The organism is Aliiroseovarius pelagivivens (assembly GCF_900302485.1).
In the GTDB taxonomy this organism is placed as follows: Bacteria; Pseudomonadota; Alphaproteobacteria; order Rhodobacterales; family Rhodobacteraceae; genus Aliiroseovarius; species Aliiroseovarius pelagivivens.
In genome coordinates, this window is record NZ_OMOI01000001.1 from 454940 (window position 1) to 477481 (window position 22542).

20 protein-coding genes and 2 tRNA genes are annotated in these 22542 nt (G+C 56.9%); 6 read left to right on the plus strand and 16 right to left on the minus strand.

Translation table 11 applies throughout. The features are described 5' to 3' along the window. Positions 1 to 16: 16 nt before the first annotated feature. On the minus strand, positions 17 to 688 hold the full coding sequence (locus ALP8811_RS02225; protein ID WP_108855564.1) for a pyrimidine 5'-nucleotidase: 672 nt from the start codon (positions 686 to 688) through the stop codon (positions 17 to 19). A gap of 150 nt (positions 689 to 838) precedes the next feature. Between ALP8811_RS02225 and ALP8811_RS02230 the strand changes: the two genes are divergently transcribed. Beyond that, positions 839 to 1483 (plus strand): GntR family transcriptional regulator, encoded by a 645-nt coding sequence (locus ALP8811_RS02230; RefSeq protein WP_245924514.1) that lies wholly within the window; start codon positions 839 to 841, stop codon positions 1481 to 1483. Here the strand turns inward: ALP8811_RS02230 and ALP8811_RS02235 are convergent. Further along, a complete protein-coding gene (locus ALP8811_RS02235) occupies positions 1455 to 3458 on the minus strand; it encodes a glycosyltransferase family 2 protein (RefSeq protein ID WP_108855565.1) in 2004 nt (667 codons plus the stop codon). The two genes, ALP8811_RS02230 and ALP8811_RS02235, sit on opposite strands and share 29 nt — an antisense overlap. Before the next feature lie 128 nt (positions 3459 to 3586). After that, positions 3587 to 4759, minus strand: a complete 1173-nt coding sequence (gene carA / locus ALP8811_RS02240) for a glutamine-hydrolyzing carbamoyl-phosphate synthase small subunit (protein WP_108855566.1) — start codon at positions 4757 to 4759, stop codon at positions 3587 to 3589. Between the two features lie 188 nt (positions 4760 to 4947). Between carA and ALP8811_RS02245 the strand changes: the two genes are divergently transcribed. Further along, positions 4948 to 5406, plus strand: a complete 459-nt coding sequence (locus tag ALP8811_RS02245; RefSeq protein ID WP_108855567.1) for a GatB/YqeY domain-containing protein — start codon at positions 4948 to 4950, stop codon at positions 5404 to 5406. 50 nt (positions 5407 to 5456) lie between these two features. Here ALP8811_RS02245 and ALP8811_RS02250 read toward each other — a convergent pair whose 3' ends face one another. Next, positions 5457 to 5960 (minus strand): DUF2244 domain-containing protein, encoded by a 504-nt coding sequence (locus ALP8811_RS02250; RefSeq protein ID WP_108855568.1) that lies wholly within the window; start codon positions 5958 to 5960, stop codon positions 5457 to 5459. 148 nt (positions 5961 to 6108) lie between these two features. Here ALP8811_RS02250 and ALP8811_RS02255 point away from each other — a divergent pair, with 148 nt between their 5' ends. Next, positions 6109 to 6459, plus strand: coding sequence for a hypothetical protein (locus ALP8811_RS02255; protein ID WP_108855569.1), 351 nt, complete (start codon positions 6109 to 6111; stop codon positions 6457 to 6459). A 60-nt stretch (positions 6460 to 6519) separates the two neighbouring features. Here the strand turns inward: ALP8811_RS02255 and ALP8811_RS02260 are convergent, their stop codons facing one another. The 3 genes from ALP8811_RS02260 to lipB all read right to left on the minus strand — a co-directional run bounded on the left by ALP8811_RS02260 (position 6520) and on the right by lipB (position 9673). Next, complete coding sequence (locus ALP8811_RS02260; RefSeq protein WP_108855570.1) at positions 6520 to 8193, minus strand: cytochrome c oxidase subunit I; 1674 nt, start codon at positions 8191 to 8193, stop codon at positions 6520 to 6522. Between the two features lie 196 nt (positions 8194 to 8389). Beyond that, on the minus strand, positions 8390 to 8875 hold the full coding sequence (locus tag ALP8811_RS02265) for a c-type cytochrome (protein WP_108855571.1): 486 nt from the start codon (positions 8873 to 8875) through the stop codon (positions 8390 to 8392). A 114-nt stretch (positions 8876 to 8989) separates the two neighbouring features. After that, on the minus strand, positions 8990 to 9673 hold the full coding sequence (lipB, locus tag ALP8811_RS02270; protein WP_108855572.1) for a lipoyl(octanoyl) transferase LipB: 684 nt from the start codon (positions 9671 to 9673) through the stop codon (positions 8990 to 8992). A 124-nt stretch (positions 9674 to 9797) separates the two neighbouring features. Between lipB and ALP8811_RS02275 the strand changes: the two genes are divergently transcribed. Then, positions 9798 to 9884: transfer RNA gene (locus ALP8811_RS02275), tRNA-Leu, on the plus strand. A 37-nt stretch (positions 9885 to 9921) separates the two neighbouring features. On the opposite strand, the gene ALP8811_RS02280 is transcribed toward ALP8811_RS02275, so the two are convergent. Next, entirely contained in the window at positions 9922 to 11808 is a 1887-nt protein-coding gene (locus tag ALP8811_RS02280; protein WP_108855573.1) for a cation:proton antiporter domain-containing protein, read from the minus strand. Between the two features lie 191 nt (positions 11809 to 11999). Here ALP8811_RS02280 and ALP8811_RS02285 point away from each other — a divergent pair. Next, positions 12000 to 12089, plus strand: a tRNA-Ser gene (locus ALP8811_RS02285). Between the two features lie 369 nt (positions 12090 to 12458). On the opposite strand, the gene ALP8811_RS02290 is transcribed toward ALP8811_RS02285, so the two are convergent. The 4 genes from ALP8811_RS02290 to ALP8811_RS02305 form a co-directional block, all read right to left on the minus strand. After that, a complete protein-coding gene (locus ALP8811_RS02290; protein WP_108855574.1) occupies positions 12459 to 12806 on the minus strand; it encodes a DUF779 domain-containing protein in 348 nt (115 codons plus the stop codon). A gap of 89 nt (positions 12807 to 12895) precedes the next feature. Further along, positions 12896 to 13312, minus strand: a complete 417-nt coding sequence (locus tag ALP8811_RS02295; protein ID WP_108855575.1) for a c-type cytochrome — start codon at positions 13310 to 13312, stop codon at positions 12896 to 12898. 129 nt (positions 13313 to 13441) lie between these two features. Then, positions 13442 to 14062 carry a pyridoxamine 5'-phosphate oxidase family protein gene (locus ALP8811_RS02300; RefSeq protein ID WP_108855576.1) on the minus strand — a complete coding sequence of 207 codons (621 nt, stop codon included), beginning with the start codon at positions 14060 to 14062 and terminating at the stop codon, positions 13442 to 13444. A gap of 33 nt (positions 14063 to 14095) precedes the next feature. Further along, positions 14096 to 14665, minus strand: a complete 570-nt coding sequence (locus ALP8811_RS02305; RefSeq protein ID WP_245924516.1) for a tetratricopeptide repeat protein — start codon at positions 14663 to 14665, stop codon at positions 14096 to 14098. 219 nt (positions 14666 to 14884) lie between these two features. Between ALP8811_RS02305 and adh the strand changes: the two genes are divergently transcribed. Then, a complete protein-coding gene (gene adh / locus ALP8811_RS02310) occupies positions 14885 to 16405 on the plus strand; it encodes an aldehyde dehydrogenase (protein ID WP_108855577.1) in 1521 nt (506 codons plus the stop codon). Positions 16406 to 16504: 99 nt separating this feature from the next. On the opposite strand, the gene ALP8811_RS02315 is transcribed toward adh, so the two are convergent. From ALP8811_RS02315 to ALP8811_RS02330, 4 genes are all read right to left on the minus strand, one after another. After that, entirely contained in the window at positions 16505 to 18742 is a 2238-nt protein-coding gene (locus ALP8811_RS02315; protein ID WP_108855578.1) for a PAS-domain containing protein, read from the minus strand. Next, the gene (locus ALP8811_RS02320; RefSeq protein ID WP_108855579.1) at positions 18735 to 19880 is read right to left on the minus strand and encodes an FIST N-terminal domain-containing protein; all 1146 of its coding nucleotides are present in this window, start codon (positions 19878 to 19880) and stop codon (positions 18735 to 18737) included. Before ALP8811_RS02320 ends, ALP8811_RS02315 begins: the two co-directional genes overlap by 8 nt. Before the next feature lie 21 nt (positions 19881 to 19901). Further along, entirely contained in the window at positions 19902 to 20603 is a 702-nt protein-coding gene (locus tag ALP8811_RS02325) for a response regulator (RefSeq protein WP_245924517.1), read from the minus strand. Positions 20604 to 20678: 75 nt separating this feature from the next. Further along, a complete protein-coding gene (locus ALP8811_RS02330) occupies positions 20679 to 22430 on the minus strand; it encodes a PQQ-dependent methanol/ethanol family dehydrogenase (RefSeq protein ID WP_108855581.1) in 1752 nt (583 codons plus the stop codon). Between the last annotated feature and the right edge of the window lie 112 nt (positions 22431 to 22542).

Here is a 22542-nt window from a genome sequence, read left to right on the forward strand (position 1 = left end):
GTTCTTCCTTCGTGGATCAGCGCTTTTGATCCGATGTGTCTGCTTCGACCAGACGCTCCAGAAACGCAGTCAGGTCGTCGGTGTGGTGATGGATGTGATCGGCCGGTTCCGGGTCCGGCGCGACATGGACGGTTTTCATGCCCAGCTCGTGCGGTACGGCTAGATTGCGTGGGTCGTCCTCGAACATGGCGGCGATGTCAGGTTTGACACCATCGCGGGCAAACACGGTATCAAAGGCGGCGCGGTCGGGTTTGGGGTGGAAATCGGCATGTTCCACGCCATAGACCGCATCAAACATCCCGGACAGTCCACGCGCTGCCAGAACCTGTTCGGCATAGGGGGCCGTGCCATTGGTGTAGACAATTTTGCGCCCCGGCAGGTTGGCGATGTGGCTGGCCAGATCGTGATCCGGTTCGAGCGCGTCAAAGGAAATGTCGTGCACGTCGTGCAAATAGGGGCCGGGATCCACCCCATGTTCGCGCATCAACCCGGCCAGCGTAGTGCCGTGTTCGCGCCAGTATTTGTGCCTCAGGCGATCCGCCTCGGCCCTGTCGACGCCAAGCTCTTCCATCACCCAGTTGGTCATGCGCACTTCGATCTGGTCAAACAGCCGCACCCGAGGTGGATACAGCGTGTTGTCCAAGTCAAATACCCAGTGACTGACATGAGAGAACAGATCGGCGACCATGGTGGGAAAGTAGACTGCTGCACGGGCGGGTGAAAGGTCTTAATCGACGAAATCAGACTCTGCGACGACGCGACGCGTGGTTGTTGTTTGCCATGTTCATGGCAGCGTGCTTATCTGTGCGGATCAAGAAGGGCCGGGAAGGACAAAATTGTGGCTGAGGGTAAACAGGGACAGCGCGACGCGTATGAGATGATCCTCGATGCGATTGATACGGGGACGTACAAGCCCGGAGACCGGCTGGTTGAAAACGAGCTGGCCGAGCGATTTGGCGTATCCCGCACCCCGATCCGCGAAGCGCTCCAGCGACTGGAAACGCAGTCCCTTTTGACGCGCGATGGGCGCAGCCTGATCGTGGCGTCGTTGGATCACAGCCAACTGGCTGAACTGTATGTGGTGCGTGCGGAACTGGAAGGTCTGGCCGCGTCGCTGGCCGCCCAACACGCCGCCCCCGAAGAAATCCGCGTGCTGCGCGAGATGGTGGAAGAGGACCGGCGTCTGCTGGATGATCCTTCGGCCTTGGCGCGCGCCAATCGCCGTTTCCACAAGCAACTTCATCTGGCATCGCACAATCGCTATCTGGTGCAGCAATTGGATTTGGTCCACCGCTCGATGGCGCTTTTGGCTACTACGTCGTTGGCTGCCGAAGGGCGCAGCGAAGACGCAATTGCCGAGCATGATGCGATTGTCAGTGCCATCGAGGCACGTGATCAGGACGCCGCCCGCGCCGCTCTGAGACAGCACATCTCGTTGGCGTTCGAGACCCGTATCAAGCTGGATTCGTCACTGACGGATTGATTTTGGCACTCGGGGCATCTGGTGCCGCCGGCTGATCAAATTTCCCATGCTGGGTTTTATCCCAGTAGAACGGCTTGGTCATGATCTCGAAGAACCCTTTCATCGCGGCCAGCGAAGCCAGCGGATAATAGAAGTGCAGGGTGGGCACCCAGTATCTGAGCCAACGGTGCTTTGGATTGCTGACTGCCTGCACACCCACTGTGATGGTCAACACCTCGGCCGCCATGAACACCGTGCCAAGCACGACCAGAAGGTTGTGTGGAGCGACCCCGCGCAGGGGGTGGGGCAGGCCCAGCGGGAAGGCCCAGAAGGTCCACAGGATCGGGGCCAGCAGGAACTGCGACAGCGCCCCCAGAAACAGAATCTGGAAGCCCATGAATTTCCACCAGCCGAGTTCTTTGCGTAACTGGCGCGGGTTGCGCATGTGCACACCATAGGTCATCGCATAGCCCTTGATCCAACGTGAACGCTGCTTGATCCATGGCCAGACGCGGCAATTGGCTTCCTCTTCCGTCACGGTGTCGATCAGTTCGGTCCGGTATCCACGACGGGCCAAGCGGATGCCAAGATCCGCGTCTTCGGTCACATTGTGGGCGTCCCATCCGCCCAGTTCCTCAAGCGCTGTGCGGCGGAAGAACAGGGTGGTGCCGCCCAGCGGAATGGCAAAGCCCATGCGTTCGACACCCGGCAGGACCAGCCCCCACCACGTTGCGTATTCCACGGTGAAACAGCGGCTTAACCAGTTGGTGCGGGCGTTGTAGAAATCCAGCTTCCCTTGCAGGCAGGCCACCTCTGGTCCGCGTTCGGAAAACCGGCGCACGACCTTGTGGATCTGATCGGGGGCAGGGGCGTCTTCTGCATCGTAGACCCCGATGATCGAGCCCTTGCAGAAATCCAGCGCGAAATTCATCGCGCGCGGTTTGGTCTTCACCACCCCGCGCGGCACCACGATCTGGCGCATCCAGCGGGGCAGGTCGGATCGGGCAAGCGTTTGCTGGGTCAGAGTGTCGTCTTCCTCGACCACCAGACAGATATCCAGAAGCTCGCGCGGATAGGACAGGCGTTCGAGCCGTTTTACCAATCGCCCAGCGATCTCGCGCTCTTTGTAGAGCGGGACAAGAATAGACACGGTTGGCAGCTTCAAGAAGCCCAGTGGAGATAGTGTTCCGTCAAGACCGTTGTCGTCGTGTTTCGCGCGCCAGAACTGCCACGCGGCGATGGCTTTCAGGGATGAATTCAGGATCAGCGTCAGCACTGCCCAGCCGACAAGCACTGCGAAACCCGCAAAGCTTGAGACGACGAAGACCGCGCTGAGTGCCAGCACGAGTGAAAGCCCGAACCGCATCACGGCGGTTTGGCTCCAGGTGCGGCAACTGTCTTCTGCCGCCACGCGGCTTTCGGCGCGCCGTGCAAGGGTACGGTGGCGCAGGTCCACGAGGGCGGAATGGATGTCTTCTTCAGGGGCGATGGCCAGATAGCATTTGCCCCAAGAGGCCGGGAAGTCCTTGGACAAGTTCTCAAACAGATCAGGGCGCGCGCAGATCACGATGGTGGCTCCGCCCGCGCGCTTCCAAGGGACAATGCCGTTGCGGATACAAAACTCGGCACCGATCTGGTCAATCAGACGCACGTCCGGGCGCTGTGCCGACAGGTCCGCGATCTCGCACCCATATTGAAGCGCCAATGCGGCGTAGAGGTCAGGCTTGCTGATCCATCCATTGGCCAGAAGGATGTCGCCAAAGCGTGCATCTTCGCGCGCCATCAGGGCCACGGCCATCGACAGATTTTTGGGGGACAGCGCGCCCATTTCGACCAGCACCTGCCCCAAAGGCTTGCGGTGCGCGGGCGCCGAGGTTGGCTGCGACGGTGCGACCGGACGGGCCGCGTGCGATCCGAATGCGCGGTGTTCTTCGATCCCTGCCTGAACCGAAGCCGCATCATTCGTGTGGACGATACGTAGATCTGGGGATGGCATTTTATGCTCGTTGTACTGTCAGACCAGACGAGCTTGGGCGCTTAATGGTTAATGGCGGGTTAACCAACCCGCCATCACGTTTGATAAGTGTAATTTTACCACGACCGCAGGGGTCGTGTCGCCGTAGATCAGGCGCGTGCGTCCATCGCGTCCGAGAACCGCTCGAACAGATAGTAGCTGTCCATCGGACCCGGGCTTGCCTCGGGGTGATACTGAACCGAGAAGACCGGACGGGTTTCCATGCGAATCCCGCAGTTCGAACCGTCAAACAGCGACACGTGGGTCTCGAGAACACCTTCCGGAAGGCTGGCCGCGTCCACGGCAAAGCCATGGTTCATCGAGGTGATCTCGACCTTGCCAGTGTCGTTGTCCTTGACCGGGTGGTTAGCACCGTGGTGGCCGTGGTTCATCTTGATCGTGCGTGCGCCAAGGGCCAGTGCCAGCATCTGGTGACCGAGGCAGATCCCGAAGACGGGCAGGTCGGTGGTGTCCAGAATGGTCTTGATCATCGGCACTGCGTATTCGCCGGTGGCCGCGGGGTCGCCGGGGCCGTTCGACAGGAATACGCCGTCGGGATTGTGGGCCAGAACCTCTTCTGCGGTGGCAGTGGCGGGCAGGACGATGACGTCACAGCCAGCCGAGGCGAGGCAGCGCAGGATGTTGCGCTTGGCACCGAAGTCCAGCGCGACGACTTTGTGGCGCGGTTTGTCCAGCTTGGGATAGCCATCCGGCCAAGCCCAACGCATCTCGTCCCATTTGTAGCTTTCGGCGCAGGTTACTTCTTTCGCCAGATCCAGCCCTTCAAGACCCGAGAACCCGCGGGCCTCGGCGATCAGAAGCTCGATGTCGAAGTTTCCGTCCGGGTCATGGGCGATGGCCACATGGGGCGCACCTTGCTGGCGGATCGCACGGGTCAAGCGGCGCGTGTCTACGCCTCCGATGCCGATGCGGCCGGTCTTGGCCAGCCAGTCAACAAGGCGTTCGGTCGAGCGCCAGTTCGACGGCTCGGTCGGATCCCATTTGACAACCATTCCGGCAGCAACTGGGTTCGTGGTCTCATCATCTTCTGGGTTCACACCCACATTGCCCACATGGGGGAAGGTGAAGGTCACAACCTGCCCGGCATACGACGGGTCGGTCATGATCTCTTGATAGCCGGTCATGGCGGTGTTGAAGCACAGCTCGGCGGTGGTGATGCCGGTGGCTCCGAACCCGTGACCGTAGAAGATCGTGCCGTCAGCAAGAACAAGACAGGCAGTGGGTTTGGCAGTTTCCTGAGAAGGGGCGGTGGCAGCGGACATTGAACGACTCCCGAACGACAAATTGGCGCGAACCTAGTTGCGGGGTCCGGTGGGGTCAAGGCCGCTATGTGCCGAAAAGGCACGGCTGTTCTTTTTTACTGTGTTAGCGCCTGACAGATTGGTTGATTGCCCCAGAGCTTTTGGGTAAGTTCCGGTCTTTGTGAATGCCACAGATTATGGATGGACCCATGGACATGCGCAGCCGGGTAAATGACGCCCTGAAAACGGCGATGAAAAACAAGGATGCCGCGCGGCTTACGACGCTGCGGCTGATCAATGCTGCAATCAAGGACCAGGATATTGCCCTGCGTGGTAAAGGCGAAGACGCTTTGGTGTCGGACGCGGACGTGCTGGCCATTCTTGGTAAGATGGTCAAGCAGCGTCAAGAAAGCGCACGCGCCTACGAAGAAGGCGGACGTCTGGAGCTGGCCGAAAAGGAACTGGAAGAGATCACGGTGATCGAAGACTTCCTGCCCAGACAGCTTTCGGATGACGAATCCGAGGCCGCCGTGGCCGCAGCCATTGCCGAAGTCGGTGCAGGCAGCATCCGTGACATGGGCAAGGTCATGGGTGCGCTGAAAGCCAAATACACGGGGCAGATGGATTTCGGAAAAGTTGGCCCGATGGTGAAGGCCAAGCTGGGCTGAACCTTTCAGAAATGAATCAGAAGGAATGCGGGGCCATGGCCTCGCATTTTTTATTGGTGCGACTTCAACTGCATCATTTTTTGCGACAGCTCTTCGTGCATCACTGGGCGCTCGTCCTCGGACAGGAATGCGCCCAGTTCGACCTCGCGCCCATTGCCTTTTAGCGTCACATAGTCCGGCACGGGACCGCCGGATTTATGAAGTTGGACAGTCACCCAATAGGGGTTGCCTTCCCATTCCTGCACATCCCCGCGTGGGCCATGGCGTGTCAGGGTCATGTGATCGGACCAGATCCGCAGCTCTTCAAGGATTTCGCCATCCTTGTAGCTCTTCTCGATGAAGAACCACAGAGCACCAAGAGCGGCCAGCCCGAACGGCAACAGACCCCAGAGCGCCTTGGTGCCCACCACGCCCAGCAGGGGCAGCAGCATCAGGCTAAACCCCATCCCCATGATCCAGACAAAGCCACGCCGGGGCAGGGATCGGTAGGGCCAGAGGTGAAGCTCGGCTTTGGGGGCGTCTGGTCCGTCGGGTTGAACCCATTCATAGGGCATTGGGGATCCTTGGTCTTGGAAACGGATAATACATCGCAAAATTCGGCCGCGCTTGGCAAGAGCGGGTGAGACCCCGGCCGCTCTCTGGGAAGTGATTGGCGTTTGCCCGCTACAGAACGCAGTCTGAAGCCAACGACAGGAGGGTGCGATGCGCGCAGTGATACTTGGGATGCTCTTGGCCGCTGGCCCTGCCTTGGCCCATGATGCAGTGATTGATGGTGCGACAGCACGAAGTGGAAGCTCGGGCTGGTCCTTCAGCGTGACCCTGACCCATGCCGAGACAGGATGGGACGATTATGCAGATGGATGGCGGGTCGAGACCGAATCTGGCGAGGTGCTGGGCACCCGCGTGTTGGCGCATCCACATGAAAATGAGCAGCCCTTCACCCGAAGCCTCTCGGGTGTGATCGTGCCGGATGGCACGTCAGCCGTGTGGATCCGAGCGCGGACAAGTGTGGATGGCTGGGCAGAGGACCGGTTTCAGCTAGAGCTGCCTTAACCTACAGCCCTAAAGAAAAAGGCCCGGAAAACTCCGGGCCTTTTCTATTTCTAACTCACCTTAGTGCGAGTGGCCTTTATCCCACTCTTCCTGCTTCGGCAGGATTTCAAAGGTGTGCTCTGGCGGCGGGCTGGGCAGGGTCCATTCCAGCGTATCCGCATACTCGTTCCAATAGTTGTTCTCGGTCACGCGCTTGCCGCGTGTCAGCGTGTAGAACACGATGCCGATGAAGAACACGAACGAAGCAAACGAGATGAACGCGCCGTAAGAGCTGATCTTGTTCCAGTAAGCGAAGGCTTCCGGGTAGTCGATGTAACGACGGGGCATGCCTTGGCGGCCCAGGAAGTGCTGCGGGAAGAAGGTCAAGTTCACGCCGACGAAGAAGGTCCAGAAGTGGATCTTACCTGCAAGCTCAGGGTACTGGCGACCGGACATTTTGCCGATCCAGAAGTAGATACCTGCAAAGATACACATCACCGCACCAATCGACATAACGTAGTGGAAGTGAGCAACCACATAGTAGGTGTCGTGATACAGACGGTCGACGCCAGCCTGCGACAGAACCACGCCGGTTACACCGCCGACGGTGAACAGGAACAGGAAGCCGAAGGCGAACAGCATCGGTGTCTTGAACTCGATCGAGCCACCCCAGAGCGTCGCGATCCACGAGAAGATCTTAACGCCTGTCGGCACCGCGATAACCATGGTTGCCAGCATGAAGTAGCTTTGCTGCTGCAGCGACATACCAACCGTGTACATGTGGTGCGCCCATACGACGAAGCCGATAACGCCGATGGCGATGATCGCCCAAACCATCGGCAGATAGCCGAAGATCGGTTTGCGAGCGAAGGTACCAATGACGTGGCTGATCAGACCGAAGCCCGGCAGGATCACGATGTACACTTCCGGGTGTCCGAAGAACCACAGGATGTGCTGATACAGAACCGGGTCACCACCGCCAGCTGGGTCAAAGAATGTCCCGCCGAAGTTACGGTCGATCAGCAGCATGGTGATTGCGCCCGCCAGAACCGGCAGCGACAGAAGGATCAGCCATGCGGTCACGAAGATCGACCAAGCGAACAGAGGCACCTTGAACAGGGTCATGCCCGGGGCACGCATGTTCAGGAACGTGGTGATGATGTTGATCGCACCCAGGATCGACGACGCACCGGAAACGTGTACCGCGAAGATCGCCAGATCCATCGAGTATCCGCCTTCGGTCGTGGACAGCGGCGGGTACAGAACCCAGCCAACGCCCGACCCAAGCTGGTCATTGCCGCCCGGGGCCAGCAACGAGGCAACGCCAAGTGCAACACCCGTGGCATACAGCCAGAACGACAGGTTGTTCATGCGCGGGAAGGCCATGTCCGGCGCACCGATGTGCAGCGGCATGAAGTAGTTTCCGAAGCCACCAAACAGGGCTGGAATAACCACGAAGAACATCATCAGGACGCCGTGATACGTGATCATCACGTTCCACAGGTGGCCATTTGGCGTACATTCTGCAGCTGAATCTGCGATGAAACGAGCACCCTCAAGGCACATGTATTGAACACCGGGTTCCATCAGCTCCATGCGCATGAAAACGGTGAAAGCGACCGAGATGAAACCCGTCAGACCGGCAAGGAACAGGTACAGAATACCGATGTCCTTGTGGTTGGTCGACATGAACCACCGGGTAAAGAAACCACGATCGTCGTGGTGGTCGTGGTCGTGGATGGCTGCGTCCGCCATGTATCCCTCCCTTTGGGGTTAAACGAGGACAGGGCTGGGAAAATCCCTGCCCGGCTTTTTAACGTGTTTAATATGCTGGGAGGGTCAGGGGCAACGCTGCATTACAGCGAAATGCCAAAAAAAATGCGTCCTGAACCGGGAAATTCGATTCAGGACGCACCGTTAGCGCAATAACGCGACCAGTTGGTCGGGTTTCTTATTCGCTTGCAGTCGATTCGGCTTCGGCAGCTTCACCTTCAGCGGCTTCGCCTTCGGCAGCTTCGGCCGGCATCTCGGCCGAGAAGGTGGCCAGGAAGGCGATGATGTTTTCAGGCTTGCCCCATTTGAAGGTCATCTTCGATTTGGCTGCGCTGTCACCGGTGGCTTCTTTCAGGAAGCCTTTGGGGTCTTTGATATATGCAGCCAGGTTGTCAGCGTCCCAAACCAGACCGGCGGTGCCTGCGTCCATGATCGAGTTGCCGTATTTGAAGCCTTCAGCGGCACCAGCAGCACGGCCAACGACACCGTAAAGGTTCGGACCGGTCTTGCCGCCTTTGAAGATCACTTCGCCTGCGTCATCAACAATGGCGTGGCAGGATTTGCACTTTTTGAAGTCTTTTTCGCCTTTGGCTGCATCGCCTTCGGCAAACGCGGTGCCGGACAGTGCGATGATCATGGCTGCGGATGAGAGAATCGTTTTCATAGTAGTCCTCTTGCTTGATCACATGCGCCAGATGGCGCGAATTCCGGGGGAACCTGCGCTAAATTCACTTTGATTGGAAGGGGTACCTATGTCGCAGGTGCGAAAAGCTGCAATTTAGCGCTGATCAGGGCCGAACACTTCGTCAAACACACGGCGAAGGGCCACGTCTAGATCTTCCATCGTGACCGGAAGGCCCAGATCCACCAAGCTGGTCACGCCGTGTTCGGAGATCCCACAGGGTACAATGCCCGAGAAATGTTCAAGGTCCGGTTCCACGTTGATCGAGATCCCGTGAAAGCTGATCCACTTGCGCAGGCGCACGCCAATGGCAGCGATCTTGTCTTCAGGCGGTTGTCCCAATGCCGTCAATGGTTTGTCGTCGCGCACGACCCAAACACCGACACGGCCGTCGCGCCGTTCACCCGTGACATTAAACTCGGCCAGAGTTTTGATGACCCATTCTTCCAGTGCTGCGACGAAGGCCCGCACATCGCGTCCACGTTTGCCCACATCAAGCATGACATAGGCCACCCGCTGCCCCGGACCGTGATAGGTGTACTGCCCACCACGCTTGCTTTCATGTACAGGGAATCGATCAGGGGCGACCAGATCACGTGGATTGGCCGAGGTGCCTGCCGTATATAGCGGCGGATGCTCCAACAGCCAGATTAACTCGCCTGCTTCACCGCGCGCCATGGCATCGGCGTGTGCTTCCATTCGGGCGACAGCAGTCTCGTAATCGACCAGATCCGAGGCGACTTCCCATGTGACAGGGGGCATATCCGTAGCGTTATCCATGACCGTCATTTGGCACCTGAATGAGCGCTTGTCAAAAAGCACACGGAAATTCTTTTCACGCGTCGGTTTTGGTCTTCACAACAACCAGCCCCTTCGCTATGAAGCGCGTCACCTAGCCTGACATGCGGTCGTGGCGGAATTGGTAGACGCGCAGCGTTGAGGTCGCTGTGAGGTAACACTCGTGCGGGTTCGAGTCCCGCCGACCGCACCATCCCCCGAATCGAATTCGAAGAATATTGCCCAACGGGTTATTCTGCAGGCTTGTCCGCCTTGGCTTCCTGCATTCGTCCGCGCAGCTGCTCCTGCCATTCATCCATCATCTCGTCCACGCGATTCATATAGGCTTCGTTTTCAAACGGAGGGATGTTGATGTCGTAAAGTTTGGCCAGATCCAGCATCACGTCGCGATCTGCGGCTTCAAACTCCTCTAGCAGTTTCTCCGCCTGTGGACGCGTATGTCCAAGCGCTTCGAAGACCGAGCGGCTGGCCCTGATCGAACTGTCATAGGTCTCGCGAATGATGTCGCGGCATCCGACGGACCACAGATCATAAACGTGATTGCGGTCGATGGCGCGCGCAACCAGATGCACGTTTGGATGATGTTCCACCATGTAGCGGACCAACTCCGTGATGGCGTCCTTGTCATCAATGGCAATGACCAGAACCTTGGCTTCGTCAATGCCTGCCGCATGCAGAAGATCCGGGCGTGTGGCGTCTCCGAAATGGACGCTGATATGGAAGCGGCGCAACATCTCGAGTTGCTCGGACGAATAGTCCAGCACCGTCGTATCATAGCCGGCCCCACGTAGTGCGCGGTTCACGATCCCGCCGAACCGGCCATGTCCAGCGATGATGATGGGCGCTTCGCCCTCGATCTCGTCCGCTTGGCGTTCTTCCTGACTGCTATATCTCGGTGCAATCACGCGGTCGTAAAGAATGAACAGGGCAGGGGTCAGCAGCATCGACAACGCGACAACCAGCAACAGAACGTCGGCGATGTCCTGCGGGATCACCGCGTTGGCGACTGTGAAGGACAGAAGTACAAAGCCGAACTCGCCCGCCTGAGCCAGTCCAAGGGCAAACAGCCATTTGTCACCTGCTTGAAGCTTGAAGGCACGGCCCAACACCATCAGGACCGCGGCTTTCAACACGATAAGTCCAAGTGTCAGCCCGATGATCATGGCGAAATTGCTTCCCAGCAGGCCAAAGTTGATCCCGGCGCCTACGGTGATGAAAAACACGCCAAGGAAAATGCCCTTGAATGGATCGATGTCACTTTCCAGCTCGTGTCGGTATTCGCTGCCTGCCATGACAACTCCGGCAAGAAAAGTTCCGAGCGCCGGCGACAGCCCCACCAAGGTCATCAGCAGCGCAATGCCAAGTACCATCATCAATGCCGTGGTGACGAAAAGCTCGCGCAACCGTGCCTTGGCCACGAAGCGGAAAATCGGTGTGGTCAGGTAGGTACCGATGAAGATGACACCCGCAATGGCAGCTAATGTGACCAGCGCCGTCTGCCAGCCATTCAACCCTTCCACAAGGCTAAGGTTCAGCCCGCCATGCCCGTCACCATGGCCATCGCCGTGACCGGCTCCATGCAGCAAAGCCTCGGACAATTCTGGCATGGCCAGCAATGGAATCAGTGCCAGCATGGGAATCACCGCGATGTCCTGCATCAACAGAACCGAGAAGCTGGCCTGCCCGCCATCCGATCTCAAAAGCCCCTTTTCCCGCAGGGTCTGATTGACGATCGCGGTCGAGGACAGCGCCAGCACCAACCCGATAGCCAGCCCGACCGTCATGGGCAGCCCGAAAGCCAGCGAGACAGCCAATACCGCCCCGGTCGTGATTCCGACCTGAAGCCCGCCCAGAACGAAAATGCGGCTGCGCATCTCCCACAGGGATTTCGGGTTCATCTCGAGCCCGACAATGAACAGCATCATCACCACGCCGAACTCGGCAAAATGCTGAAGCGCAATGACGTCTGCCCCAGCCCAATGCAGTATCGGACTGATCGCGATGCCAGCCACAAGATAGCCCAATACAGACCCCAGCCCGAAGCGCGACGCGATGGGAACTGCAATCACTCCTGCCAGAAACAAAGTGAATGTGATCAGCATGAATTCAGCGGTCATGGCGCCCTCGCAATCGGTAACTTGGTTAAAATATGCCCTGTTCGCGTTGGGCGATGTCACTAGAAAAGCGATCCATCGGGGAGAGGTCAAGCAAGGGGGGCTCAGGTGGGTGAAGCGGCTGCATAGAAAACCGACCGAAAAAGCACTTTTGACCCTTGCCCCAGCCGAACGACATAGCTAAACGGGTCGGCGGAGACGTGGCCGAGTGGTCGAAGGCGCTCCCCTGCTAAGGGAGTAGGCGGGAAACCGTCTCGAGGGTTCGAATCCCTTCGTCTCCGCCATCCACCTCACTCAATAATTCTATTCAGCCCGGTGATATGGCGCGTTTCGCTTCTGTCGCGCCCCTATACGTGCCCGTGTTCGCGAGAAGTGAGATGCACCTCCTAGGGGCACGCCGAAGCTTCATTTGCGACTCGCATTACCTGCGTTTATCAGCGACGTGACCCGCGGGTGCTGTAGGTGAAAGGGGCTCGTTGACTTCCGAAGATGTTACATTTCATCCGTGCAAGAAGCCTTGTTGGCGTGGATGAAGCATCTCCATGAGCCCTATACTGTCACCGGTCGTGATGTCGTAAGCTCCGAAACATCCTGACGACGGGCACTATGAACGTGTAAGCCTGTGTTCGAGATCTGGGCGTGATCAAGCAACTCTATTCATCAAGATGCAGGATACGCGACCGCGTTAAAAAGTGAGTTGTTCGGCCATTGTCCAAGCTAAACCCCGCACCGCTTCCGGGTCCGGCATCCAGGATCATTTGAGAGTTCTTCCAAAGATCCGCGATAGATGGGGCGGCCCAGATACCAGCCTTATCAACGTCGCCCAGTTTGATGTCGTTCACACCAATCATGACGTCGGCTTCGCGAAAACACATGGGCCCGGTGCCATCACAGCACCCGGCAGAGATCTTAAAAACAACGTCGCCGTGTTCGGCTCGAATTTCTTCAAGCAGCGTCAACGCGGCTTCGGTCACGACAACTTTTTCCACTTTTTCCACCATCGCTCGGCTCCTTGTTTGTGAAGCTAGCGTAGTTGGAAAGAGCTATTGGCAGTATGCGACTAAAGTCTAAAGGCGTTGACGCCAAAAGATCATTCGGAAATCGCCGAGTTGTCCTGAGTTGTGATGCTCGACAAATAGGCAATGATGAAATCCTGAACGGTGCGGTCATTGATCCCAACATGGCGCATCTTGGTGCCGGGCATGAAACCGTCATTGTCCTCCATCCACGCACGTAACGCAGCGGGGGTCCACACAATGCCAGAGGCCTCTAGGCTGGTCGAATAGTCATAGTCCTGAACCATACCAGCGCCGCGTCCGACGATGTTCTCAAGCGGTGGGCCATAGCTGGCACCCGAAGCGTCCGACGCATGACACTTGCGGCATTCCGAGTTGTACAGCTTTTCGCCGGCCTCGATCTTGATCTTTTCAAAGGTGGTTTCAGCCAAGGCGGGTGAAGCGCAGACAGCAAGGCAAAGGATGCTGAAAGTGCGGGCGAGATGTTTCATTGTAGCCTCCGATTTGATGCCCAACCCTAGAATTCTGCAGCTGCGATCCGTTTGACGCAGGTCAACAAAACAAGGCTAATTCTCTACGACTTTAGTCGTAGGCATCCCTTGGCACGGTGTTTATTCGCGCTAGTGGCCGCTTGATTTCAGGGCCGCAAGCTCAGCTTTCAGGGCATTGTTTTCTGCCTGAAGCTCGGCCGCATAGTTTTCGGTTGCGGCATTCGCAACGTCGATGGGCACAAAGGGCGGGATGTATTTCGGACAGTTCCAGTCCATCGCAACAACATCGACAATTAATAACCGTTCAGCCGGCGTTCCTTCGGTCGGAAGCTGCTCTAGAACCGCCGGATCGGCATCCGCAAGCCGCACCAGCGTTGCGTTTCCCTGCAGCTTCATGCGCGCGCGGCGCATATAGTCCATCAAGAACAACGAGACACGCGGATCTTCTGCAACATGTCCCATGGTGATGAACTGTCGATTGCCAACATAGTCGAGACAGGCAATCCGGGTCGGGCTAAGCACTTTCAGAAAGCCGACCGGACCACCCCGATGCTGGATATAGGGCCAGCCGTCAGGATTCACGCTGGCGATGTAGAAGCTTTGACGCGTCTGGATGAAGGCCATGTCATCCTCGCTGAGCGCTGCCTGTGTGCGCCGTTGATAATTGGCCTTGTGAATGCCGTGGCATCCTTCAGCCTTCTGTATCTCGGCAACTTGCCCACGAAACATCAGGTCTGCGTAGTTTTCCATGCTGGCGATCCTGTTTGATGTCGGTTGAGTTTGTCAGAAAGCAAGCGGGTTGTATTTCCAACTGTCCGCATCCGGCGTGACGCTTTCCAGATCATAGTCATTGTCGATTAGGTGCTGCGCACGCGGTTGTCCCATTGCGGCGGCGGATTCGATCATGCGTCGCCCTTCTTCCTCGTTGCGGGCGACACCACGTCCGCGCAGCAGATTCAGGCCGTGATTGAACATGCCAACCTCGCTGCCGGCTTCGGCAGCCCTGCGATCCCATTCGGCGGCGGCCTCTGGGTCTTCCGGCCCTGCCAGACCGTTGTCGGCCATCCATGACAGCCATGTCATACCTTGCGGGCTTGCGTGTTCGTCAACGGCCCCTTCGAACAGCTTCTTCGCCTCGTCATGCAGTCCGGCTTTCGCTGCGAAATACCCCATAGCGTATTCCATAGGGTGGGCTTCGCCGTGTTCGAGCCGCGCCAACGCACCGTGAAGCGTCAGTTCTTCGGGATTATGAGTGCCAAATTCATCCGAGGTCATTTCCCGGTCGTCGGCGCAGGCAGCCCCGACCGAAAACAACAAGACAATGCTGGTCTGTACAAACTTCTTCAGGGTCATCGGTATCTCCTGACAATCTGCGCCCACATGAAATATTTACGTGATGCTGCTGACCGCGGGCCGCCAGCAGCATTTTGGAAAGTCAGAAGCAGAGTACCCCGCAAGCGACGTTCAATCCACTTCTTGGATGTCCGACCAAAGTCGGGGGTGTCGAAACCCCTTCTGGGGTCCATGGTTTCCCAATCTGAACTTCATTCACCAATCTTGGGAGGAGACGTTATGAATGAGATGACTCAAGAGGCGGGCACTTTTGCCTCGCCCTTCAAGACCCGCTACGACAACTTTATCGGGGGCAAGTTCGTTGCTCCGGTAAACGGCAAGTACTTCGACAATGTGACCCCGATCACCGGCGTTGCGGTGTGTGAAGTGGCCCGCTCGGACGCGGCTGATGTCGAACTTGCACTGGACGCGGCACATGCTGCGAAAGAAGCCTGGGGTCGCACCTCGGCTGCCGAGCGTTCGAACATCCTGCTGCAAATCGCTGATCGGATCGAAGAGAACCTCGACATTATCGCAACGGCCGAGACATGGGACAACGGTAAACCAATCCGTGAAACCACCGCTGCAGACATTCCGCTTTCGGTCGACCACTTCCGTTACTTCGCAGGCGTTCTGCGTAGCCAGGAAGGCACGATGTCCGAGATCGACGCAGACACGGTTGCCTACCACTATCACGAGCCGCTGGGTGTGGTCGGACAGATCATCCCGTGGAACTTCTCGATCCTGATGGCTGCTTGGAAACTGGCGCCCGCATTGGCTGCTGGTAACTGCATCGTTCTGAAGCCTGCTGAACAAACGCCTGCGGCAATCATGGTGCTGATGGAAATCATCGCTGACCTGCTTCCGGACGGCGTGCTGAACATCGTCAATGGCTATGGTGCCGAAGTTGGCGCACCGCTGGCACGTTCAAGCCGCATCGCCAAGATCGCCTTCACCGGGTCGACCGAAACTGGTCGCCTGATCATGCAAGCCGCAACCGAGAACCTGATCCCGGTCACGCTGGAACTGGGAGGCAAAAGCCCGAACATCTTCTTCTCGGACGTTATGGCCGAAGACGATGCGTTCCTTGACAAGGCTGTCGAAGGCTTCGTTCTGTTTGCCTTCAACCAAGGCGAGGTCTGCACCTGTCCTTCGCGTGCCCTGGTTCAGGAAGACATCTATGACGAGTTCATTGCCCGCTGCATTGAGCGCGTAAAAGCGATCAAACACGGCGATCCGCGTCTGAGTGATACCATGGTCGGTGCACAAGCAAGTGCCGAGCAGCAGGAAAAGATCCTGTCTTATCTGACCATTGGCCGCGAAGAAGGCGCCGAGGTTCTGGTTGGCGGTGACGCTGCCCGCTTCAATGGCGAATTGTCCGGCGGTAACTATATCCAGCCGACCATCCTGAAGGGCCACAACAAGATGCGCGTCTTCCAGGAAGAGATCTTTGGCCCGGTTGTGTCGGTCACGACCTTCAAGGACGAAGAAGAAGCGCTGGCGATTGCAAATGACACGATGTACGGCCTTGGTGCCGGTGTCTGGTCGCGTGACGCAAACCGTTGCTACCGCTTTGGCCGCGCGATCGAAGCAGGCCGTGTTTGGGTCAACAACTATCACGCCTATCCGGCCCATGCTGCCTTCGGTGGCTACAAGCAGTCGGGCATCGGGCGCGAGACTCACAAGATGATGCTGGATCACTACCAGCAGACCAAGAACGTCTTGATGAGCTACAACCCCAACAAGCTGGGCTTCTTCTAGGATAACTCCCGCTGTGGCAGGCCCATAACTGCCACGACAACTGGAAACCCGCCTCACACGAGGCGGGTTTTTTTCTTTACTTCGTTTGGAAGCGGATGCTTAGGTTTGGGCGTTTGACCGGCTGGCCAGCAGGCCGCCGACAAGCTCCTGAAGATCTTCAACATCAAGCGGCTTATAGCGCAGGAACACACCTTGCTGATGCGCTTCGCGCGATAGCTCGGGTGATCGGTTCGCAGTCAGCAACACGCACAAAAGCGGCCCATGTTTGCCACGCAGATTGCCGATCAAATCGAGCCCGTTTTTGTTGTCGTCCAAGTGATAATCCACAAGAAAGATGTCGGGCAGAAGATCAAGCTCTCTGATGTGTGCTTCCGCCTCTTCCAGCGAAGCGGCGATCAATGGCGCAGCCCCCCAGATCTCTAACACCCGCTCCATGGCGTCCTGAACTGTCGGGTCGTTTTCGATCACCATGATAAGGGCGTTCTTGAGCGACACAGGGATATCCCGGTTGGGCTGTACGGTCTCGACAGCCATTTCTTGCTGTTCTGCAAGCGGAAGCGATACGCGAATGGAGGTGCCCACCCCAACGGTCGAGATCAATTCCAGGTCATGCTCCAACATCAGGCAAGCGCGTTCTACAATTGCAAGCCCCAGCCCCATCGCAGACTCGGTTGCTTGGCTCGGCTCGGATCTGTGGAATTCCTTGAACACCAGCTTTTGTTCTTCAGGGGATATCCCAATTCCGGTGTCGATGACATATACATCGATGTGTTCTTCGCGGTGGCGCGCGCCAACCAAAACGCGGCCAGCCTTCGTATAGCGGATCGCGTTTGAAACGAGGTTCTGTAAAATGCGCCGAAGGTAAACCGGATCAGACTTCACACGGACCGAGGTCGGCACAACAGAAAGCTCAAGCCCCTTCGCGGCTGCTGCGCCAGAAAATTCTTCGAACAAACGGTCGAAAATCTGATCCAACGAAAACTCTGAGATATTCAGCGCCGCTTGCCCGGAATCGAGTTTCGAGATGTCTAGAAGTGCGCCCAGAATCGTTTCGACCGACCGAAAACTTTGTGAAATCCGTCCGACGATCGACCCTTGTTTCGGATCAAGCTCTGTGTGCTCCAGGGAAGAAATGAACAGCTTGGCAGCGTTGACCGGCTGCAGCAGATCATGGCTTGCCGCGGCGACAAATCGCGACTTGGATGCGTTGGCGCGTTCTGCGGAATCTCGTGCTGACCGAAGCTCGTCGGTTCTTTCGACAACGCGCTGCTCAAGGGTTTCATTGACCAGATGCAAGTCCTTGTACGTCTGGCGCAGTTTTGTGACGTCGTTGAAGGACACAAGGAATGAACCGTCTGCCATTTCTTGCCCGACAACATCATATTGGAAGCCATTCATCGCCTCCAACTCACACCGTAGGATCTCGCGGTTTTTACGGATCGACGCCCATTCAAAAACCACCTGTGGCTGGCATTCAGGAGTGAAGACGACGCCCGGCTCGAAAAGCCGTTCGAACCGAGCCAAACGCATTCCCGCACGTGCAAGGCGGCGGTTAATCTTAAGAATTTCGATTGCCGGATCGTTCCACTCGATCAGTTTTCGATCCGCGTCGAAAATAAGAACACCCTGTTCAATATGCTCAAGCGTCGCTTTGACGATCTTGGCCTGTCGATCCAGAATCTTGGCGCGTTCTTCGCGTTCTAGGCGCGTGTGATCGGTAATGTCGGTTTGCAGGACAATTGTGCCACCATCTGGTGTGTTCTGCTCACTGATCTGCAGCCAGAGGTCGTCTTTCAGCTCTAGTGTGAAGTTTACTGAATTGCTCCGGTGCACCGCGATGCGCTGGTTCACCCAGTCCTCTACCGACATTCCGCCGGGGCGTATGATATGTGCGCTGCCTGCCGTCAGGCGAAGGTAGCTTTCAAAGCTCATGCCGCGCTTGATCTCGCCGACGACATCAGAAAACATGGTCGAAAATCGCGAGTTCTTCATCACAAGCGTCTCGCTGGCGTCGAAAATCGCAAAGCCTTCCTGAATTGTTTCAACGGCGGACGACAGATCTTGTCGGGCTTTCTCGGCCTCGCGCTGAGCGGCGGCAAGCTGTGCGTTCGTGGCGTGAAGCACATCCAACGCTTCTTCCAGCTTGCTGGTCCGTTGTTGGACTTCGCCTTCCAACGCGATCGCTCGCTCGAAATGCATATACCCTTTCGCGCTGTCGACTGTCGCCCGTTCCACGCGCGACATCAGCTTGTCGACAATGACCTTGAGCTTCTCATTCTCACGCTCAAGGCTGTCGCCTGCCTTTAAAAGGCCGTCTGTTGAATGCGGGTCACTCATGGTCGGGCGGATAGATCGCTATTCCTGTCAGGGTCTGGTTTACATGCAACATGTTGTGCTGTTCGCCATAGGTTGAAAACCCTATAACACGGTGCTTTTTCAGTTGGGCGGACATGTTTATGACCTCTTGCTTCTGTTCGGCCTCAAGCCGTCTTAGAATGCAGTCGCAGGCAAAAATCAGGTCTGGCTCTCGGTCAGCCGAAAGATCTTCGAGTACTTCTTGCAGATGGTCAGTGATATTGCGGGCTTTCGCAACTGTCAGCACCATGCCTTCATCGATTGAAGCGAAAAACCTGAGATGCCCATTGTCTTCAACACGCTGGATTGCGCGCACATGGTGCTGGTCGCCGACAGAGACAACAATCGGGTGCGAAGCGAAAATGAACGGGGACAGTTGGTTGGGATCAATGCCGACAATACGCGCATATTCCGGGGCGGCCGGTTCTGCGTTGATTTCAGTCACAAGCCGTTTTTCCGGGATGGCCCCGGTGACAACCAAACGCTTTTCGGAAGACTCAAAGTGGTCTTCTCTGAACACTTTGAACTGACAATTGCTGCGCACGACCAACACGATTGCGGCGTTGCTACGAACCTGACCGTTGTAGAACACCGGTGCGCTTTCAAACCGCAGTCCATCTCCGGACGATCCGCCAAACAATTGGGTCGACCCAAGTGCTGTCGAGATGTTCAGGACAAAGGCGTCTTCGCGCCGCGACAGCCCATCGACAAGAAGAAAAGCGAACTCGTTCTTGAATTCTTGCCGTTGTGCTTGCGCATCGTGCCGAAGCGCCAAAACTTCGCGACCAATCGCGACTTCGTCTGGGCTATCAAGAGCTTCAAACATGCGCGCACTTGCGGCAAAATGGGATTGTGGGAACCCAAGTGCCACGATCTTCCGTTCGCTATAACCTTCGCTGCAAATCTCACCGGCAGTGCGGGCGCCAATGATATGAGGGGCATCTATTTCAGACTGCAACTTTGCGGTTAAAGCGTCCAAATCCACTTCGGGCGAGACCAGAACGATTACGCAGGCAAAGGGACCAATACCCAAAGCCTTTACCAGCTTGTCAGCTGGGTCCGCGTCGTCCAACAGATCAACAGATACGGTTGCGACAATGCGCTCGCGTTCTTCGCTCAATCAGTAACCCTCCCTGGAATTCTAGCTTTCGCCAGCATTCCCCGTCAGAGAAGCATAGCTGACTTTCTTCGCAAGCAACACAGCTTGTGTCCGGTTTTGCACTCCGAGCTTACGCATGATCGCAGTTAGGTGCGCCTTCACGGTCGTTTCGGCAATCGAAAGATCATAGGCGATCTGCTTGTTGAGCTTCCCTTCGCAGATCAGGTTTAGAATAACGGATTGCTGCGGGGTGAGGCTGGCAAGCTTTTCGACAACCTGCTGATTTTCTTGTGACAGGAAGTCGGACTGCGGCACCACGAAGTCTTCTGGAGTGTAAATCTCGCCATCTGCAACCAGCTGGAAGGCGCGTACCAGTTCATCGCGGGGGCTTCCTTTGGGGACAAATCCCACAGCGCCAGAATCGAGCACGCTTGAGGTCACACGGTTGTCCGAAATCGACGAGACCACGACGATCTTTGCGTCAGGAACTGCCGAGCGAAGCCGGATCAGGCCATCAACGCCGTCTACGTCCGGCAGGTTCAAATCCAGTACGATAAGATCCGGCGCGGCTTCATTGACACGCTTCAGTGCTTCCTTAAGCGTCGCGGCGGTTTGGATCAGTGGCGCGTCAAAAATCTCTCCGACTGTCATTGCCATCGCATCGCAAAACAATGGGTGATCGTCGATCAACAACAATCTCAATTCACTTGCTTCACCGAAACTCGACATAACGACCTCAGCCATTTTCATTTTCGCCTCTGATTAAATAACGAAAGCGCGGAGCCCACAAGGCGCGGGCTCCGCATAGTCTGACTTGGATCAGTTCATGACCGGGATCTTGAAGACCCAGATCGAGCCACCTTGGTTCAGGAAGTTGACCTTCTTGGCCACTTCACCACCCCAAAGCGGAACCGCGCCGCCCCAACCGGAAGCTACAGCAACATATTGCTGGCCGTCTTGCTCCCAGGTGACGGGTTGGCCAACGATGCCAGAGCCTGTTTGGAACTTCCAAAGCTCTTCGCCGCTGTCTGCGTCAAAGGCCTTCAGATATCCTTCGGGTGTACCGGTGAAGACCAGCCCGCCAGCGGTGGCCATCACGCCGCCCCAAAGCGGAGCATCGTTCTTGTACTCCCATTTGACGTCGCCGGTGTTCGGGTCAATCGCCTTCAGCGAGCCGATATAGTCCTCGAAGATCGGTTTGATCGTGAAGCCGGAACCAAGATAGGCAGCGCCTTCCTTGTAGCTTACAGGCTCATTCCAGATGTCCATACCCCATTCGTTCGAGGGAACGAAGAACAGGCCATTCGCCGGGCTGTGCGCCATCGGCATCCAGTTCTTGCCGCCCAAGAACGACGGGACCGAGAATACAACATCACCTTTGCCGCCATCAGCAGCGTCCGCCGGGTTGCCGGGGCGATTTTCTTCGTTGTAGATCGGGCGACCGTTCTCATCGATGCCTTCAGCCCATGTGATGTCTTTCACAAAAGGCGACGCCGATACGAACGCACCATCTTCACGGTTGAGAACGTAGAAGAAGCCGTTGCGGTCTGCCGTTGCAAAGCGCTTGTTGCCTTCTGCATCGACGAACGGAACAACTTCGTTCACGCCATCAAAGTCCCAGCCTTCGCGGGGGGTGGTCTGGAAGTGCCACTTGATCTCACCGGTTGCCGGGTCGATGCCGATACGCGAAGCCGCGTAAAGATTGTCGCCAGAGCCGTCGGTTTTATCGCCAGCATCGCGCAACCAAGAGTTCCAAGGGGCTGGGTTGCCTGCGCCAAACACCAGCGTGTCGGTGTCTGCGTCATAGGTGCCACCAAGCCATGTTGCACCACCGCCGGTTTTCCAAAGATCACCTGGCCATGTCGCGTTCAGCTCGCCGGTCATGGTGCTTTCTTCGCCATTCAGCGTGCCCATGTGGCCTTCGATCACCGGACGGGTCCAGACCACGTCGCCGGTTTCAGCATCACGTGCCTGCACTTCACCGATAATACCAAACTCGCCACCCGAGTTGCCGGTGATGACCAATCCATCAACGATCAGCGGGGCAGATGTGTAAGAATAACCAGCCTTGTAGTCAGCGATCTTGTCTTTCCAGACAACGTCACCGGTTTTCAGGTCAAGCGCTACGATACGTGCATCAAGTGTGCCGAAGTAGATCTTGTCGCCATAGATGGCGCCACCGCGGTTGATCACGTCACAGCACGGCAGAATGCCTTCGGGCAGGCGTGCGTCGTATTGCCAGATCTCTTCGCCGGTCTCGACGTCAATCGCGTACAGACGTGAATACGAACCGGTCACATACATGATGCCGTCATAGATCAGCGGTTGGGTTTCCTGCCCGCGCTGCTTTTCGCCACCCATCGAAAAGGACCAAGCCGGAACCAGGTACTTAACGTTTTCTTTGTTGACCTTGTCGAGCGGGCTAAAGCGCTGTTGATGACGCCCCATCCCGTTGCTTACGATCTGTGTGGTGATGTTTTGATCGTTGGCGATGTCCTCTTCAGTCACACCCGCGATCGACGCCGTCGCAGCGATCAGTGTCGCTGACGTCGCCAGTAGTAATTTCTTCATCGTGTCCTCCCATTCCGAGACGACAGAAACTCCAGATTCCTGTCGCACAAAAAGGTCGCGGAAACTCGGCGTGAAAGGTATTGCCAATTGGTCGTATAGAAGATGCGACCCC

Excerpts from the sequence above, each read along its gene's own strand:
- ALP8811_RS02225 (WP_108855564.1), bottom strand. The coding sequence starts at position 688 with ATGGTCGCCGATCTGTTCTCTCATGTCAGTCACTGGGTATTTGACTTG.
- ALP8811_RS02235 (WP_108855565.1), bottom strand. The coding sequence starts at position 3,458 with ATGCCATCCCCAGATCTACGTATCGTCCACACGAATGATGCGGCTTCG.
- carA (WP_108855566.1), bottom strand. The coding sequence starts at position 4,759 with ATGTCCGCTGCCACCGCCCCTTCTCAGGAAACTGCCAAACCCACTGCC.
- ALP8811_RS02245 (WP_108855567.1), top strand. The coding sequence starts at position 4,948 with ATGGACATGCGCAGCCGGGTAAATGACGCCCTGAAAACGGCGATGAAA.
- ALP8811_RS02250 (WP_108855568.1), bottom strand. The coding sequence starts at position 5,960 with ATGCCCTATGAATGGGTTCAACCCGACGGACCAGACGCCCCCAAAGCC.
- ALP8811_RS02255 (WP_108855569.1), top strand. The coding sequence starts at position 6,109 with ATGCGCGCAGTGATACTTGGGATGCTCTTGGCCGCTGGCCCTGCCTTG.
- ALP8811_RS02260 (WP_108855570.1), bottom strand. The coding sequence starts at position 8,193 with ATGGCGGACGCAGCCATCCACGACCACGACCACCACGACGATCGTGGT.
- ALP8811_RS02265 (WP_108855571.1), bottom strand. The coding sequence starts at position 8,875 with ATGAAAACGATTCTCTCATCCGCAGCCATGATCATCGCACTGTCCGGC.
- lipB (WP_108855572.1), bottom strand. The coding sequence starts at position 9,673 with ATGGATAACGCTACGGATATGCCCCCTGTCACATGGGAAGTCGCCTCG.
- ALP8811_RS02280 (WP_108855573.1), bottom strand. The coding sequence starts at position 11,808 with ATGACCGCTGAATTCATGCTGATCACATTCACTTTGTTTCTGGCAGGA.
- ALP8811_RS02290 (WP_108855574.1), bottom strand. The coding sequence starts at position 12,806 with ATGGTGGAAAAAGTGGAAAAAGTTGTCGTGACCGAAGCCGCGTTGACG.
- ALP8811_RS02295 (WP_108855575.1), bottom strand. The coding sequence starts at position 13,312 with ATGAAACATCTCGCCCGCACTTTCAGCATCCTTTGCCTTGCTGTCTGC.
- ALP8811_RS02300 (WP_108855576.1), bottom strand. The coding sequence starts at position 14,062 with ATGGAAAACTACGCAGACCTGATGTTTCGTGGGCAAGTTGCCGAGATA.
- ALP8811_RS02305 (WP_245924516.1), bottom strand. The coding sequence starts at position 14,665 with ATGACCCTGAAGAAGTTTGTACAGACCAGCATTGTCTTGTTGTTTTCG.
- adh (WP_108855577.1), top strand. The coding sequence starts at position 14,885 with ATGAATGAGATGACTCAAGAGGCGGGCACTTTTGCCTCGCCCTTCAAG.
- ALP8811_RS02315 (WP_108855578.1), bottom strand. The coding sequence starts at position 18,742 with ATGAGTGACCCGCATTCAACAGACGGCCTTTTAAAGGCAGGCGACAGC.
- ALP8811_RS02325 (WP_245924517.1), bottom strand. The coding sequence starts at position 20,603 with ATGGCTGAGGTCGTTATGTCGAGTTTCGGTGAAGCAAGTGAATTGAGA.
- ALP8811_RS02330 (WP_108855581.1), bottom strand. The coding sequence starts at position 22,430 with ATGAAGAAATTACTACTGGCGACGTCAGCGACACTGATCGCTGCGACG.